Raw genomic sequence first — 14,469 nt, 5'->3', positions numbered from 1 at the left:
AATGGGGCGACACAGGGCGAATGCCTACTGCTGGAATCCAGGGAGTAGAGTGAATGCGACAAAATTCTACGGCAGCGAAGAAAAACGCTGTTGGCGGACGACGGCCCACTCGCGAAAAGGCTCTTGCTGAACGACTTTTTGAAACGCGAAAACTTTCTCTCACGCTCGCCGCGCCTCTGTCGCCGGAGGACATGGTCGTTCAGGCCATGGACGACGCGAGCCCCGCCAAATGGCACCTCGCGCATGTGACGTGGTTCTTCGAGAATTTTATCCTAGGGCCGCATCTCGAGGGCTATCGGCTTTTCGATGACACTTTCAACTATTGCTTCAATTCTTACTATGAGAGCCAAGGTCCGCGTCATCCGCGCCCGAAGCGCGGTCTCCTGACGCGGCCATCAGCCGAGCGTGTCCTTGCGTATCGCGCCCACGTCGATCACGGCCTCGAAACGCTGCTGTCGCGGGAGGAGGCATCGTCCGCAGACGTCGCGCGTCTGATCGAGATAGGTATTAACCACGAGCAGCAGCATCAGGAACTTCTGCTGACCGATATTCTGGCGCTATTCGCCGAAAGCCCGTTACGGCCGGCATATCAGGGTGCGCCGTCGGTGTGGGACGTTTCCGAGCCTGATCCCGTCCGCTGGATTGACTACGCAGGTGGCATCCACCGCGTCGGTCATGAAACTGAAGACTATTGTTGGGATAACGAGCTGCCGCCGCATGACGCGCTCGTTCATCCGTTCAGGATTGCCGACCGGCTCGTCACGAATTCGGAGTGGTTGGCGTTCATTAAGGATGGCGGATATGCGACGCCGTCGCTGTGGCTGGCAGATGGCTGGGCGACGATCAATCGCGAAGGCTGGCAGTGTCCGCTCTATTGGGAGAACACCGATGCCGGCTGGTTTCAGATGTCGCTGCAGGGGTTGACCCCGGTCGTACCGGCTGAACCCGTTGCGCATGTCTCGTATTACGAGGCTGATGCGTTCGCGCGTTGGGCCGGGAAAAGGCTGCCGACCGAATTCGAATGGGAAGTCGCGGCAGCAGGCACTCCAATGGATGGCAACACGATGCAGACGGGTGCGCTCAGACCGCGGCGTGCCGAACCCTCGCAATCCGATACACCGCGACAGCTTTTCAGCGACGTTTGGGAATGGACCGCTAGCGCTTATCTTCCGTATCCCGGTTACAGGCCACCCGCAGGTGCGATCGGCGAATACAACGGCAAGTTCATGGTCAGCCAGCAAGTGCTTCGCGGCGCCTCATGCGTAACGCCCGAAGGTCATTCGCGCCCGACCTACCGCAATTTCTTTTATCCTCACCAGCGCTGGCAGTTTCTCGGCCTGCGTCTAGCCTCGGAGATCGACTGATGCGTTCTGCTCAAACACTGGCGAGACATCGAGGCGGTCTCGCGTGCATCGAAGACGAGTTTGCATGTTCCGTCGTCGAGGGTCTGTCCAAGACGCGCAAGACGCTGCCGTGCCGCTATTTCTACGATGCGCGCGGCAGCGAGCTGTTTGAAAAAATCACGCGCTTGCCGGAATATTATCCAACGCGCACGGAGGCGGGCATTCTTGCGGCGCATGCCGCTGAGATTACCGATGGGATAGAAGACGGCGGGCTGCTCGTCGAATTCGGTTCGGGCTCGAGTCTCAAGACGGAAATCCTGCTCGATCGCATCGCGGCGCGCGTCGCCTACGTTCCCATCGATGTATCCGAAGCGGCGTTGACTGAAGCGAAGGCGCGGTTGGCGCGACGTTATCCGGACCTTGACGTCCGAACGATCGTCGCGGATTTCTCGGCGTTTGTCGCATTGCCTGATGATCTTGCGGCACGACGGAAAACCGGTTTCTTTCCCGGTTCAACGCTCGGCAATCTGGCGCCGAAAGCTGCGCGAAACCTGCTCAATGGATTTGGTCGTGTGCTGGGCAAGGAGGGGCGACTTATCATCGGCATCGATCTGAAGAAGGACGCGCGGACGCTCGTCAACGCCTATAACGATGCCGCGGGCGTGACGGCGGCGTTCAACCTGAACATTTTACTGCGCATCAATCGCGAATTAGGAAGCACGTTCGATGAGCGCGCTTTCCGTCATGAGGCGATTTACGATCCGCGCGAGGGGCGGATCGAGATGCATCTCGTCAGCAAGCGTGATCAGCAGGTCGAGCTTTGCGGTCGCAGTTTCAATTTTCGTGACGGCGAGAGCATTCACACGGAAAATTCCTACAAATATACGGTCGAGCAGTTCCGGGAATTGGCGACTGCCTCGGGATGGCAGCCACAGCGCGTATGGACCGATGCGGCGAACCAGTTCAGCGTGCACGAGCTCGTCTGGCTCTAAGGCGGTCAACCTGACGTGATTGTGCCCATCGCATTCGGCGAAGGCGAGCGGCTGCAGAGCTGTGCCTAGCAACTTCTCTGATACTCCCCATTGTAATAGAGTAACATGCTTGTGAAAACTGGCGGCCGCAGATTTTCGTAAGAGCATGCGAGCAGAAAAAAGCAATGGGAGTGAAATTATGAAATTCGCAAAGGGCATCGTGGTCGTCAGCGCTGTCGCGCTCGCAGGAACGATGGCAGCCGCAACGCTGGCCTACGCGGCGAGCCTCGCCGTCGGCAAAAAGCTCGAACTCAGGGTCGATCCGAAGGCTATGAATGAGGAGCGGGCGGCACTGTGGAAGAAGTTCGGCGGCTGGTGCGCGATCAAGGACTGGCATCCGGCAATAGCGAATTGCGAAGAGAGCACCAACGGCGGCGCGAAAGTTCGCGTGCTGACATTGAAGGACGGCGGCACGATCAAGGAAAGGCTTCTCGACGAGCAGCCTAACTTCTATCGCTACGAAATGCTCGAAAGCCCCCTGCCGGTGAAAAATTATCAGGGGCAGTTCGCGCTGACGCCCGACGATGATGACGAAGATGAGATCAACTTCGCGTGGTCTGCCGTGTTCGACGCCAACGGCAAACCCGACAAGGAAGCGCGCGATACGATCGACGGCCTTTTTAAGGCCGGTCTCGATAACATCAAGGTCATGGCCGCAACGAAGTAATCAGTAATCGCTGGCGATTTGCGGCTTTCTCTTGCGCTCTGTCTCCCTTGAGGGAGTGCGTGAGGGGATCAAGTCTTGAGCGTTTCGATCGCGAGGCGGATCAAGTCGGCGGTGCGGTCGACGCCGAGCTTGACCTTCATCTGCGTACAGATGTTGGCGACCGTCTTATAGGCGATGCCGAGGTTTTCCGAGATGGACGTCATGCTCTTGCCTTGTCCGAGCATGCGCAAAATCTCGACCTCGCGGATCGACAGCGATTGCAGCGGATCGTCCGTCGAGATCTGGCTGACGGCGATGCGCGAGGCGAGATCCCGGTCGATGTATTGTTCGCCGGCGCACACCTTGCGGATGGCGGCGATCAATTCTTCGACTGGGGCGCTTTTGCTGACATAGCCGCGGGCTCCGCCACGCAAAGCGCGGACGGCGTAGATCGGCTCATGGTGCATGCTGAATATGATGACGCGCGCGGCGTTGTCCGTCGAGAGCACGCGGCGAAGCAGCTCGAGCCCTCCCGCGCCCTCGAGATTGAGATCGAGAACGACGATGTCCGGCTTTTCGCGCGTGTAGACCGCGAGGCCGTCGTCGATGTCGGCGGCTTCGAAAACCTGAGCGTCGAAATGCGCGATGAACAGCCTTTGCAGGCCTTCGCGAACAACACCGTGATCATCAACGATGAGGATTTTCATGCCGCACTCGCATGTTTGGTCTGGTCGTGGGCCGCAATGGGCAATGGAATTTCAGCAATCAGGATAACCCCCTTTTCGGCAACTTGGCCGTTAACGCTCAAACGTCCGCCGAGAGCGGCGACGCGTTCTTTCATGCCGACAAGCCCGAAGCCGCGCGTGCTCGTTGCGGAGATACCGCTGCCATCGTCGGAAATAACGACGCGCAGCGTCCCGCCTTCCGTCCGCCGCGCGCTCAGTTCTATAGTTGACGGATTGCCGTGACGGACGGCGTTGCTCATTCCTTCCTGCAGAATGCGGAAGGCGGCTTCTTCGATATTGGCGGGAAAGCGCGCATCCTCGATGTCGGTCTTAAATGCAATTTGCGGCCTCCTGGCGTGCCAGAACGCGACGAGTTGTTCGACGGCATGCGTCAAACCTTGATCGATCAGCATCGCGGGCCTGAGCCGGCTCAGAATGCTCCGCAAATGCAATTGCATGTGCTGCACGGATTGCCGGATCGCCTTGCTGCGGCTGACGACGTCATCGCCGGCGTCGCGCGAAAGCAGCAGGGGGATCGACTGCGCGTCGACATCGGCGGCGAAAAGGAACGGCCCGATCTCGTCGTGCAGGTCGCGAGCGATTTCGGCGCGCTCTTCTTCCTGCACCGTCGAGAGCTGCTCGTTGAGCCGTTGATTCTGTTGCTCGGCGGTTTTGAGCTGCGCTGCCATGCGATTGAATGCCCGATAGATCAGGTTGAGGTCTTCGGGCCCCGCTTCATCGACGTGAGCGGTGTAATCGCCCTCTCCGACGCGGGCTAACGCTGCAGAAAGAGCTTCGAGCGGCCGAAGCGCCCAGCCGAGTATTGCGTAGATGAGCGCCAGCACGACGGCGCAGAAGCCTGAGATGATCAGAACCTTCAGCTTCAGATCTTCCCATACCTCGCCGATTTCGCTGTGCGGATCGGCTTCGATCGTAACGACACCGTGATGTTTCAGCTCAGTAGGCAGTTCGAAACGTCTGGAGTGGACAGGGCCGGAGAGCAATTTGTAGAGCCACGTGGGCGCCGGATCGACAGGTCGCCTGAGACGCGAAGCGTCGACCACTTTTCCGTCCGGTGCCATGAGGCGTGCCACGACATGGCGATCGCCGTCGAAGGACGTGATGATGCGATGCAGATATGCAGCAGCGTCCGGACTGGCGCCGATCGTCGACATCGCATCGCCTACGGCGCTGTCTGCTACTTCGATCGCCGATGACATCTCGAGTTCGATTTTGCGAAGTCCCTGCCAATACGTGAGCGCGCCGCCTGCAACGAGGCAGAGAGCCAAGACCAGCGCGACGAGCGCGAGAAGGCGGCGTCTTAGCGGCATCGGAGGAACATCGAGCGCGTATTTTGTAACATTGTAACTTTTTGACCCAACCTATAGCGCCCGTCAAGGCTTGCGCGGCGGCTTCTCGCGAGATGGCAAAGTTCCTGCATCACGATCTCCGATCTAGAGGAGATGTGTCATCTCATGACGCAGCACTTTGAAGCCTACGTGTCGAACTTAAACCGTGTGCGCCTGATCGAGTTGATCGATCGTGAAGCGGCGTTGATGCGTCACGCTCGGGCACGACCCTCGCTGATCGTGAATCCACTGAGCGGGCGGCCGTATTTGGCAGACGAAGGGTTAGCGCAGGAAGCCCGGCCTCTTTCCCCCGATAGACGTTAAGGATTTCACCAGTTCCAAGAAGAGCGGGCTGTTCGGCGCGTCCCGACACAATTCTCACGACCACCGGACAGCAGCGGATTTTTTCCCGAGAATTTTTCCCTCGACCATGAATGGGTTTTGGATCGGCGCCGCGGCATTTCGCGGTCGCCAATCGGAGGCACGTCCACCTTGGACCGCGCGCGCTTCAACGCGGCGAAGCTAGTAGGCGCTCTCTGTGTTCAGAAGCGAGATCGGCGTCTTGAACAGGATATAAAGATCGAAGAACACGCTCCAATTCTCGATGTAATAGAGATCGTGCTCGGTGCGCTTCCTAATCTTGTCTTCGGTATCGGTCTCTCCGCGCCAGCCGTTGATCTGCGCCCATCCCGTGATGCCGGGTTTCACTTTGTGACGTGCGAAATAGCCCTCGACGACTTCGCCGTAGAGATGGCCGTCAGCCTTTGCTTGGACGGCGTGCGGGCGTGGCCCGACGAGAGACAGGTTGCCCCTGATGACGTTGATCAGCTGCGGCAGCTCATCGAGGCTCGTTTTGCGAATGAAGCGGCCGACGCGGGTCACGCGCGGATCATCTTTGATCACGAGCTTGGTGGCGGTCGCATCGCACCGGTCGGTGTACATCGAGCGGAACTTGAGCACCTCGATCAGCTCGTTGTTGAAGCCGTAGCGTTTTTGGCGAAAGAGGACGGGACCTTTGCTTTCGAGCTTCACCGCGAGTGCGACCAGCGCCATAACGGGGGCCAGCAAGGCGAGCGCGATCGAGCCCACGACTTTGTCGAATAGCCATTTGGAGACGTAGCCCCAGTCGGCAATCGGCTTGTCGTAGAGATCGATCATTGCGACGGAGCCGACGTGCGAATAGGTCCGCGGTGAAAACCTCAGCCCTGTGGCGCGTGCCGGCATTTTGACGTCGGCCGGCAGTACCGAAAGCCGCCGCATGACGTTAGCAAGGCGTGCCTCTGCCGCGAGCGGCAGCGATACAATGACGAGGTCAAATCGTTTTGTGCGGCTTGTCGCAACGAGGTCGTCGAGGCCGCCGAGACGCGGATATCCGGAGATCTGGCGTGGGGTGCGGCCGTCACCACGATCGTCGAAGACGCCGGCGATGCGTACGATCGAGTCGGTGTCGGCTTCGAGTTCGGAGATGAGGTCTTCGGTCACGGGACCGGCGCCGTAGATTACGGCGCGCTGATAGAGACGGCCAGAACGCGCCGCGCTCCGCACGTACCAGCCGGCGATCAGCCGTTGGGTAAGGAGCGCGGTGGCACCCGATACGAACCAGGTCGCGAGCCAGACGCGCGAGACTTCAGGTCCGATTTTGAGGAAGAAGACGCCGGCAACGAGTGCTGCGAATGAAACGGTCCAGCCGAAGACGGCTGCCGGCATATTTCTCACGTAGGCCGAAAGCGCCCGCAAGCTGTAGAGACCGAGCAGCTCAAACGTGGCGACGGTCGCGAAGCCGACGAGCGTCGTCGCGAAAAGATAGACGCTGTTTTGAAGGACACCCGTCTCATTTACGTACACATGTGCGATCGCCAGTCCGAGCAGTGTTACAATGAGGAAGTCGGCGCATCGGATGCTTCCGCTTACCACGACCGGCGATATGGCCTGCTGCCGGCCGGCTGGACTGGCGCCAGCAACCTTGGCGCCTCTGAACGGGATGAGTTGCGCACCGCCGCGAGACGAGGTCTCGGCCGAGCGATTGGTCAATTCGAGCGTCAGAGCCATGGTTACCGCGCGTCCCGTTTGCGTAAACGTGACAGCGGCTAAGCAGCCTCCGTGCCATTCAGGTTAATTCGTGAGCGTAGCGTATTGCTGCGATGCGCGGTTATTGGCGATGGCTCTGCAATTTCAGCTCCCAGGACGGCAGTCGAGCCGGCCGGGGCGACGTCTCGGCGTAGAAATCGAGAACGGCGCCGGTCATGGCTGCCACCGTGAACCTGCTCTCGATCTTGGCTCTGAGGCGTTTGGCGCGGCCTCTTGCTGCCTCCGCGTCGCCGAGCGTCGCTCTTAGCGCGGACGCGAGCCCTGCGGCGTTGCCCGGTTCAATCAGCACCGTGTCGGTGTCGGCGACGATCTCGGGGATGCCGCCGACGTTCGTGGCGATAAGCGGCAGTCCGGCGGCGGCCGCTTCGAGCACGACGTAAGGGAAGCTTTCGGCCAGCGACGGCACGACCATGATCCGTCCGAGGCCGAAGGCCTCGCGTACAGGCAGTGCACCGGCGAACGTCACGAGGTTGTCGAGACCCAGTGTCGAAGCCAACTTTTTAAGGGGTTCGGCATCGGGGCCCGAGCCGACGATCGTCGCTGTGACCGGGTGGTCGAATTTGAGTTCGGCGAGTGCCTTGAGCAGAAAATCGACGCCTTTGATGCTTCGGAGTTCACCCACGAACAAAAGGTCCGTGGCATCGGGGCGAGGCTTGGCAGGCGTAAAGTCGGTCGGCTTCAGACCGTTCGGAATGATCCGCTGCGGCGCACCTTTCGCACTGACGCGTGAACGATAAACGCGCGCTGCATAGGCGCTTTCGAAAATTAGACCGCTGGTCATGGATTCGAGGCCGCCCTCGATCATCAGCAGGATGCGCTGCTCGAGCGAGCCCGGCTTGAAATTCAAGCTGCCACCGTGCGGCGTGTAGAACGACTTTACGTGGTGGCCGCGAGCCGAAAGCCGGCGCGCCGCGAAGCGAGCGTAGGCGCCGCCCTTGGCGCCGTGTCCATGCAACACATCGAGATCGAGCGTTGCGGCATGAGCACGAACGGCGCGGACGGCGGCCAAATCGCTTAGCCCTGGCTGGCGATTGATCGGAATACGCGCAATGCCGAGCCTGAGTTTAGGAGCGATCGCCGCGAACTTCGCCGACGTCAATCGATCTTCAGTGGTACTCGCGGCTAGAATGCCGACGTCATGTCCGTGCGCCGCCTGTTCCTCGGCAAGATCGAGAACATGGCGGAACAAGCCGCCGACCGGTGCACGAAGACAATGAAGTATACGCATCCTTGGACCCTGCCCGAGCGTTGAGCGAAGGCCTCAATGGTTCTCAGAAGAACCTCTCGAAGACGTAAACGGTATCGCCGGGCATCAGGGCGAGGTCGCTGGGAGCCATGATCTGCTCGACGAAACCGTTAACTCGTCGTGTAATGCGGAACGTTTTCTCGCTGGCCCGTTCGGTATAGCCGCCGGCAATGGCGACGGCCGTTTCCACTGTCATTCCCGAGACGTAAGGGAATTGGCCGCCGGCCTTAACCTCGCCCAGGATGAAGAAGGGCCGGTTCTGCACAATGTCGACGGTGACCTGGGGATCCTTGACGTACTCGGCGCCAAGCTGTGAACGGATCTCCGCCTGCAGCTGGTTCGTCGTCTTGCCGCGCGCCCGGACGTTGCCGATCAGCGGCACCGCAATTTTTCCCGCCTGATCGACGACGTAAAGTCGCGACAGGTTGGGCTGGCCATAGACAAAAATGCGCAGCCGGTCGCCGGTATCGAGCCGGTAGGGGCCTTCGGGCTCGGCAGGACCAATGGAGTCGCCCGGCAATATGGTCGGCGGGCCCCAGACCACTCGGTCGGCCGTTATCGGGCGATAGTCCACCGTCGACGACGTCACATCGCTTGTGATCGCCAAATCGGCGCTGGTCATGTGCTCGAGATCGGGGGCGCACGCACCCAACAAAAGCGACAGAGCACAAGCGGGAACGAAGATCAGGCGGGCTGACATAGGTAAGCGCTTTCCGTCGCGAGAAGACCACGCCGGGACGTTAGCCAGCCAAAGTTAACAAACTCTGAGGCGATGCTTTTTTTCGAGACGCTTAAGCAGTTGCTAACCGTGCGCGCCGCTTACTGCAATTCTCGCAACCCCTGTCCGAGCATAGCAAAATGCAGCCGCGATCAACTGCCGCGCCAGACGATATTCAGATGTCTACCGTTTTCGAGGCTTTGAAGAGGCGTGCGCCCTGGCTGATCCTGGCCAGCGCCGTGATTGGTGCCGCGACTTTCGCCATCCTCAGCATGATGGCTCCGAGGTACCTGAGCGAGGCAGAGCTTGCGATTGTCGCGCAGGGCTCGGCAAACGCCTTTGCAGATACCCGCAGTCCGTCCGCAAGTCCTGATCTCGTGACAACGCGCATGGACAAAGAGGCCATCAACACGCACGTCAAGGCGATGCAATCGCCGGAACTCCTCGAGCAGATCGCCGCTAAGCTGCATCTCAAGGACCGGCCTGAATTCAACAGCGAACTCGGACCTGTCGATACGCTTGGCAGAATTCTTCGTCTCGTCGGCATCGGCGGTCCGAAAAGCGGGGAGAGCGAACGCGATCGCGTGATGTCGGCATTTCGCAGCCGGCTTCAGGTTTATTCCGCAAAGGAGAGCCGGTTCATCGGTGTCCGCGTGACGTCCATCGATCCGCAACTCGCAGCCGATATTGCGAATGGCCTTGCCGAAAATTATCGCGCGTCTATCGCAGAGCAGGGCGTGGTCGAAGTCGACGATCAGCAGGACGTTCTGCGAGGGAAGATCAGCAAGCTGACACCGGAGGTCGCGGCCGCCGAGACTGAAGTCGATCGCTACCGTGGCGAGATCGACGGCTTCAGAGGCGGCGCACAGAACACGGGCCTCAACGAGCAGCAGATGTCGGAGCTAACCGGTGAACTGACAAAAGCCAAGGCGGCACGCGGCGAGGCCGACGCGCGGGCGAAGTCGGCGCGAGAAATGATGAAACTCGGCTCTGCCGACGCACTTCCGGACGTTCAGAAGTCACCGCTCATTCAGAACCTCGTGCAGCAGCGCGTGCGTATCGAGCGCCAAATTTCGGAACAGTCGGCGACGTTGCTGCCTGGGCATCCGCGCATGCGCCAGCTCAATGCCGACCTCGCTGGCCTCAAGCTGCAGCTCAAGGGCGAAGTCGCGAAAATCGTCGACAGTCTCGATAAGGAGGCCAGAGTCGCGCAGGGCCGCGAAGACAGCATCGAGAAGAGCCTCGCCGACATCAAGGCGCGTGTCGTGACGAACGCACCGGAAGAAGCCAAGCTCCGGCAGCTCGAAGCCAATGCGAAGGCGAAGCGGACGGAGCTCGATAACCTGCAGGCGCGCCTCGAATCCAACCGCAAGAAACTGGACACGCGCGCCCAGCCCGTCGAGGCGCAGATCATATCGAAAGCACAGCCGGACAGCGTTCCGATATTTCCGAAGAAAGTTCAGCTGTCGGCGTTGATGGTCTTCGCGTCATTGATGTTCGGGACGGCTTGGACCGTTGCGAAAACTCTCTTTCACAGTGCGCGGGGCGGCGGCACGATTGCGGCGCGATCCAGGCCAGATCCGTCGAGCTTGCGTGCCGAACCGGTCTTAACGGCGCAGCCACGGCCGGTAGCGCAGTCGCAACCGAAGCCGAAAGTGGAACTAGAGCCGCAAGCGAAAGTACAACCGCAGCCGCAACCTCAATCACAGCCGATGTCACCGTCGCCCGTGCGGGAAGAGATGGAGGCTCCGCCGCTGCCCATGCCGCCCCAGGCCACCGTCGTGATCGAAAAGGACATGACGGCACTGGCGCGCCGCCTTAAAGGTGCGCGGTCGACCGACAACGGCCATCGCACAATCCTGACGGGAGAGACCGCAAGCATTGATGCTTCAGCCGAAGCACTCGAACTCGCGAAAGCCATTGCCACGGATGGTCAATACGTTCTCGTCGTCGATTGGAGTCCGACTGGCGAAGGATTTGCCGGCTCGGCGGCTCTCGACACGAGCAAGGGTTTCAACGACCTGCTGCGCGGCGAAGCGCTTTTCGATGAAATCATTCAGCGGCTCCCAGGCAGTACCGTCCACGCGATTGCCAGCGGCAAAGCCTTCGACAACGCCGACCATGACATCGATCCCGATCAGTTGAACCTCATCCTCGATGCGCTCGACGAGGCCTACGATCAGATCATCGTCGCCGGACGCCACGATGAGGCGCGCAATCTCTTCGAGACGATTGAAGGCCGCTTCGACACCGGAATCCTTGTTGCTGATCCGCCGCGCGTGCCTCCCATTCTCGTCGATGCATCGGGGATATTCCTTGGCTTCGAAGTCTCCGACATCGACGTCATTCGCTTCGAACGCAAACTCACCGTGACGGAACCGGCCAATCAGCATGTGGCGGCGCACTCTATCGAGCCGCGGATGCCGATTGCACGCCAAGCTTGAACGGCCGCATTCATTGAAGCGAGGTTTGGTTTTCCATGTCCCGCCGCACGACCAAACTGCTAAAGGCCGCCCTATCGGCGCTCCACTATTCCGGCGCCGACGATCTCGTTGCCCCGTACGTCGGCGGCGACGGCGTCATCATGATGCTGCATCACGTCACCCCGGATCAGCCGCGCGATTTTGAGCCGAATGGCATCCTGAAAGTCACGCCGGCTTTTCTCGAAAGCGTGATCGGAGAAGTGCGCGCCTCGGGATTTGAGATCATTGCGCTCGACGACGTCAAGGAGCGGCTGGAGACGCCTCAATCGAGGCAACCGTTTGCGGTTTTCACGCTCGACGATGGCTACAAGGACAATCGGGATCACGCTTATCCCGTGTTCAAGCGCCACAATGTGCCGTTCACGATCTATGTGCCGGCTGCCTACGCCGACGGCGAGGGAGACCTGTGGTGGCTCGTTTTGGAAGACGCATTGCGGCGGCTTTCAAGCGTTGAAGTCGATTGTGACGGAGAGATGCGCGCCTATGCGCTCGCGACCGCCGAAGAGAAGACGGCGGCCTTTCACGACATCTACTGGTGGCTGCGGCGGATGCCCGAAGCGCAGGCGCGCGCGATGACGCGCGACCTCGCCAAGAAGGCGAGCTTCGATCCGACCTCTCTCTGCCGCGATTTGGTGATGAACTGGGATGAAATCAGAGCATTGGCGGCTGATCCGCTGGTCACGATCGCGGCTCACACGTGCCACCACTTCGCGCTGGCCAAACTCGACTTCGCCGATGCGCATCGTGAGATCGCTGACAGCGTTGCGCGAGTTGCGACAGAGCTTGGCAAACCGTGCCGGCATTTCAGCTATCCCTATGGCGATGAAAGCAGCGCAGGAAGCCGCGAATTCGATATGGCGCGTGGGCTCGGCATCGAGACGGCGGTGACGACGCGCAAGGGCCTAATTCGCAAATCGCACGCCGCCGCGACGACGGCACTGCCTCGGCTGTCGCTCAATGGGGATTTCCAGGACGTGCGTTACGTCAAGGTCTTGCTATCGGGCCTGCCGTTCGCACTCCGCGACGGCGCCAAGCGCATGATCGCGCCGCTCTCGGGCCTACGACACGCGGGTTGACGCCACCGGGTCAAACCAGGTGGCAGGCCGGTCAGGCATCGGGCTTTTGCATCCATGAGATGAGGCACGCTGCGGGCACCACCCATAGCAATCCCGCGACGACATAGTAGATCAGCTCGGCGACCTTGTTGGCGTCGCGGACCTGCAGCACAATCGCGACCGCCAGAGCGAGCAGGGCATAGACGACAATCAGCGTCAGCAGGGCGATTGTTCCGATAAGCTTACGTTTGCGCTGGGTCATTTCGGCCTGAATTGCTTCTTAGGGAGAATAGCGATAACCGCGCCGGATGGGCGCATTGCCCCGGTGGGGCGGAGGAGTATCACACCGCGGACGATAGGATTGCAGGACATTTCAGCCGATGACGATCGCCAACCTCGCAGAAAAGCATCGAATGACGCCGGTCGCCGGCGAGGCCGCCGCAAGCCGCGCGGTATCGCTGTGGCTGTGGTTTGTCGCAGCTCTCGTTCTGGCGATGGTCATCGTCGGCGGGGCGACGCGGCTGACGGAGAGCGGGTTGTCGATCACCGAATGGCAGCCACTTCTCGGCGCCATCCCGCCGATGCATGAAGGAGACTGGCTGGCGGCCTTCGAAAAATACAAACAGATTCCGCAATACAGCCTAGTCAATGATGGCATGTCGCTTGAGGCTTTCAAGACCATCTATTGGTGGGAGTGGGGCCACAGGTTTCTCGGCCGCTTCATCGGCATCGCGTTCGCGCTGCCATTTCTGTTCTTCTGGCTGACGGGCCGGTTGAAGCGCGAGACCGCCGTCAAATTCCTCGGCATCTTGGCGCTCGGCGGCGTGCAGGGCGCCATCGGCTGGTACATGGTGAAGTCGGGCCTCAGCCATCGCGTCGACGTCAGCCAGTATCGGTTGGCGCTGCATTTGACGACGGCGTTGATGATCTTGGCGCTTATCGTTTGGCTGGCGTTGGACGAGTGGCCGGGCGGGGCGCGCGCCGCAGGCCGGCAAGCGACGCCGGCGATTAAGCGGATGGCTGTGCTGATCGTTGCCCTTGTCGTGACGCAGATCGTGCTTGGGGCATTTGTCGCCGGTCTCAAAGCCGGACTGATCTACAACACGTGGCCGACGATGGACGGGCAGTGGGTGCCGAGCAATTATTGGACGACACCGGCGTACTTGAGCTTTTTCGAAAGCCACGCTGCGGCTCAATTCAATCATCGCATCATGGGGTATCTCGTCGGGCTCGCTGTGCTGACTGAACTCTGGTTCGTCATGCGCTCGCCCGTCGACGCCAGGATACGTGCAACCGCCGTACTTCTCGTGTGTGTGGTCATTGCGCAGATATCGCTTGGGATTGCGACGCTGCTCTCGCACGTTCCGATCGATCTGGCGCTGCTGCATCAAGGCGGCGGCGCGCTCGTGCTAATTCTCGCAGTCGTGCACCTGCACGCGGCGCGGCGAGCCGGTGTTGCGGTCGCGTCGTAAGTCTGCTTAAGCCCCGCATCCGAAGCGACACGCGCAACCGCCAGCGGCTGGAGCCCTGGATGGCCGCCTCAAGGGCGGCCATGACGTGAGAGGGTGAAGCAACGAACGGCTTTTATAGTGGGCGACTTTCTCGCCACTTTATGGCCGGTTTAACCCGGCCATTTAGAGCGCACGCGCCCGGCGGAGTGCGGCTAGTCGAGCCCCAGCATCAGTTTGATGTTCTGGACTGCGGCGCCGGCGGCACCCTTGCCGAGATTGTCGAGGCGCGCGACGAGAACGGCTTGATTGAGGTCCGGCTTGCCGAACACGAACA

At 60.4% G+C, this 14,469-nt stretch carries 12 protein-coding genes and 1 pseudogene; 6 read left to right on the top strand and 7 right to left on the bottom strand.

The annotated features are described in order from the left end of the window. Window positions 1–53 precede the first annotated feature (53 nt). The 3 genes from egtB to VN623_RS12145 all read left to right on the top strand — a co-directional run bounded on the left by egtB (window position 54) and on the right by VN623_RS12145 (window position 3,041). The gene (gene egtB / locus VN623_RS12155) at window positions 54–1,364 is read left to right on the top strand and encodes an ergothioneine biosynthesis protein EgtB (RefSeq protein WP_325571254.1); all 1,311 of its coding nucleotides are present in this window, start codon (window positions 54–56) and stop codon (window positions 1,362–1,364) included. Beyond that, window positions 1,364–2,335, top strand: a complete 972-nt coding sequence (egtD, locus tag VN623_RS12150; RefSeq protein ID WP_325571253.1) for an L-histidine N(alpha)-methyltransferase — start codon at window positions 1,364–1,366, stop codon at window positions 2,333–2,335. The genes egtB and egtD overlap by 1 nt, the downstream gene beginning before the upstream one ends. A gap of 178 nt (window positions 2,336–2,513) precedes the next feature. Continuing rightward, window positions 2,514–3,041: an SRPBCC family protein gene (locus tag VN623_RS12145; RefSeq protein ID WP_325571252.1), complete on the top strand. Its 528-nt coding sequence runs from the start codon at window positions 2,514–2,516 to the stop codon at window positions 3,039–3,041. Window positions 3,042–3,109: 68 nt separating this feature from the next. Here VN623_RS12145 and VN623_RS12140 read toward each other — a convergent pair whose 3' ends face one another. The 5 genes from VN623_RS12140 to VN623_RS12120 form a co-directional block, all read right to left on the bottom strand. Then, a complete protein-coding gene (locus VN623_RS12140) occupies window positions 3,110–3,727 on the bottom strand; it encodes a response regulator transcription factor (protein WP_325571251.1) in 618 nt (205 codons plus the stop codon). Next, window positions 3,724–5,076 (bottom strand): ATP-binding protein, encoded by a 1,353-nt coding sequence (locus VN623_RS12135; protein ID WP_325571250.1) that lies wholly within the window; start codon window positions 5,074–5,076, stop codon window positions 3,724–3,726. The genes VN623_RS12140 and VN623_RS12135 overlap by 4 nt, the downstream gene beginning before the upstream one ends. 540 nt (window positions 5,077–5,616) lie before the next feature. Next, a complete protein-coding gene (locus VN623_RS12130; RefSeq protein ID WP_325571249.1) occupies window positions 5,617–7,143 on the bottom strand; it encodes an undecaprenyl-phosphate glucose phosphotransferase in 1,527 nt (508 codons plus the stop codon). Between the two features lie 100 nt (window positions 7,144–7,243). Next, on the bottom strand, window positions 7,244–8,410 hold the full coding sequence (locus tag VN623_RS12125) for a glycosyltransferase family 4 protein (protein ID WP_325571248.1): 1,167 nt from the start codon (window positions 8,408–8,410) through the stop codon (window positions 7,244–7,246). 43 nt (window positions 8,411–8,453) lie between these two features. Next, window positions 8,454–9,128, bottom strand: coding sequence for a polysaccharide biosynthesis/export family protein (locus VN623_RS12120; protein ID WP_325571247.1), 675 nt, complete (start codon window positions 9,126–9,128; stop codon window positions 8,454–8,456). Between the two features lie 197 nt (window positions 9,129–9,325). On the opposite strand from VN623_RS12120, the gene VN623_RS12115 reads away from it, so the two are divergent. Both VN623_RS12115 and VN623_RS12110 read left to right on the top strand, forming a co-directional pair. Next, on the top strand, window positions 9,326–11,590 hold the full coding sequence (locus VN623_RS12115) for an exopolysaccharide transport family protein (RefSeq protein ID WP_325571246.1): 2,265 nt from the start codon (window positions 9,326–9,328) through the stop codon (window positions 11,588–11,590). A gap of 35 nt (window positions 11,591–11,625) precedes the next feature. Then, on the top strand, window positions 11,626–12,705 hold the full coding sequence (locus VN623_RS12110; RefSeq protein WP_325571245.1) for a polysaccharide deacetylase family protein: 1,080 nt from the start codon (window positions 11,626–11,628) through the stop codon (window positions 12,703–12,705). 31 nt (window positions 12,706–12,736) lie between these two features. Here the strand turns inward: VN623_RS12110 and VN623_RS12105 are convergent, their stop codons facing one another. Then, window positions 12,737–12,946: a DUF2842 domain-containing protein gene (locus VN623_RS12105; RefSeq protein ID WP_325571244.1), complete on the bottom strand. Its 210-nt coding sequence runs from the start codon at window positions 12,944–12,946 to the stop codon at window positions 12,737–12,739. 118 nt (window positions 12,947–13,064) lie between these two features. On the opposite strand from VN623_RS12105, the gene VN623_RS12100 reads away from it, so the two are divergent. Then, complete coding sequence (locus VN623_RS12100) at window positions 13,065–14,156, top strand: COX15/CtaA family protein (protein WP_325571243.1); 1,092 nt, start codon at window positions 13,065–13,067, stop codon at window positions 14,154–14,156. Window positions 14,157–14,347: 191 nt separating this feature from the next. Here VN623_RS12100 and VN623_RS12095 read toward each other — a convergent pair. Then, window positions 14,348–14,469, bottom strand: a pseudogene (locus VN623_RS12095) (N-acetyl-gamma-glutamyl-phosphate reductase); the annotation flags it as partial.

This window comes from Hyphomicrobium sp. (assembly GCF_035572195.1).
Taxonomy (GTDB): domain Bacteria; phylum Pseudomonadota; class Alphaproteobacteria; order Rhizobiales; family Hyphomicrobiaceae; genus Hyphomicrobium_B.
Note: the sequence above shows the minus strand (reverse complement) of the source record. Positions and strands in the feature narration are given on the sequence as shown.

Coding starts and splice junctions, on each gene's coding strand:
- VN623_RS12130 (WP_325571249.1), bottom strand. CDS start 7,143: ATGGCTCTGACGCTCGAATTGACCAATCGCTCGGCCGAGACCTCGTCT.
- egtD (WP_325571253.1), top strand. CDS start 1,364: ATGCGTTCTGCTCAAACACTGGCGAGACATCGAGGCGGTCTCGCGTGC.
- VN623_RS12120 (WP_325571247.1), bottom strand. CDS start 9,128: ATGTCAGCCCGCCTGATCTTCGTTCCCGCTTGTGCTCTGTCGCTTTTG.
- VN623_RS12110 (WP_325571245.1), top strand. CDS start 11,626: ATGTCCCGCCGCACGACCAAACTGCTAAAGGCCGCCCTATCGGCGCTC.
- egtB (WP_325571254.1), top strand. CDS start 54: ATGCGACAAAATTCTACGGCAGCGAAGAAAAACGCTGTTGGCGGACGA.
- VN623_RS12115 (WP_325571246.1), top strand. CDS start 9,326: ATGTCTACCGTTTTCGAGGCTTTGAAGAGGCGTGCGCCCTGGCTGATC.
- VN623_RS12100 (WP_325571243.1), top strand. CDS start 13,065: ATGACGATCGCCAACCTCGCAGAAAAGCATCGAATGACGCCGGTCGCC.
- VN623_RS12125 (WP_325571248.1), bottom strand. CDS start 8,410: ATGCGTATACTTCATTGTCTTCGTGCACCGGTCGGCGGCTTGTTCCGC.
- VN623_RS12140 (WP_325571251.1), bottom strand. CDS start 3,727: ATGAAAATCCTCATCGTTGATGATCACGGTGTTGTTCGCGAAGGCCTG.
- VN623_RS12135 (WP_325571250.1), bottom strand. CDS start 5,076: ATGCCGCTAAGACGCCGCCTTCTCGCGCTCGTCGCGCTGGTCTTGGCT.
- VN623_RS12105 (WP_325571244.1), bottom strand. CDS start 12,946: ATGACCCAGCGCAAACGTAAGCTTATCGGAACAATCGCCCTGCTGACG.
- VN623_RS12145 (WP_325571252.1), top strand. CDS start 2,514: ATGAAATTCGCAAAGGGCATCGTGGTCGTCAGCGCTGTCGCGCTCGCA.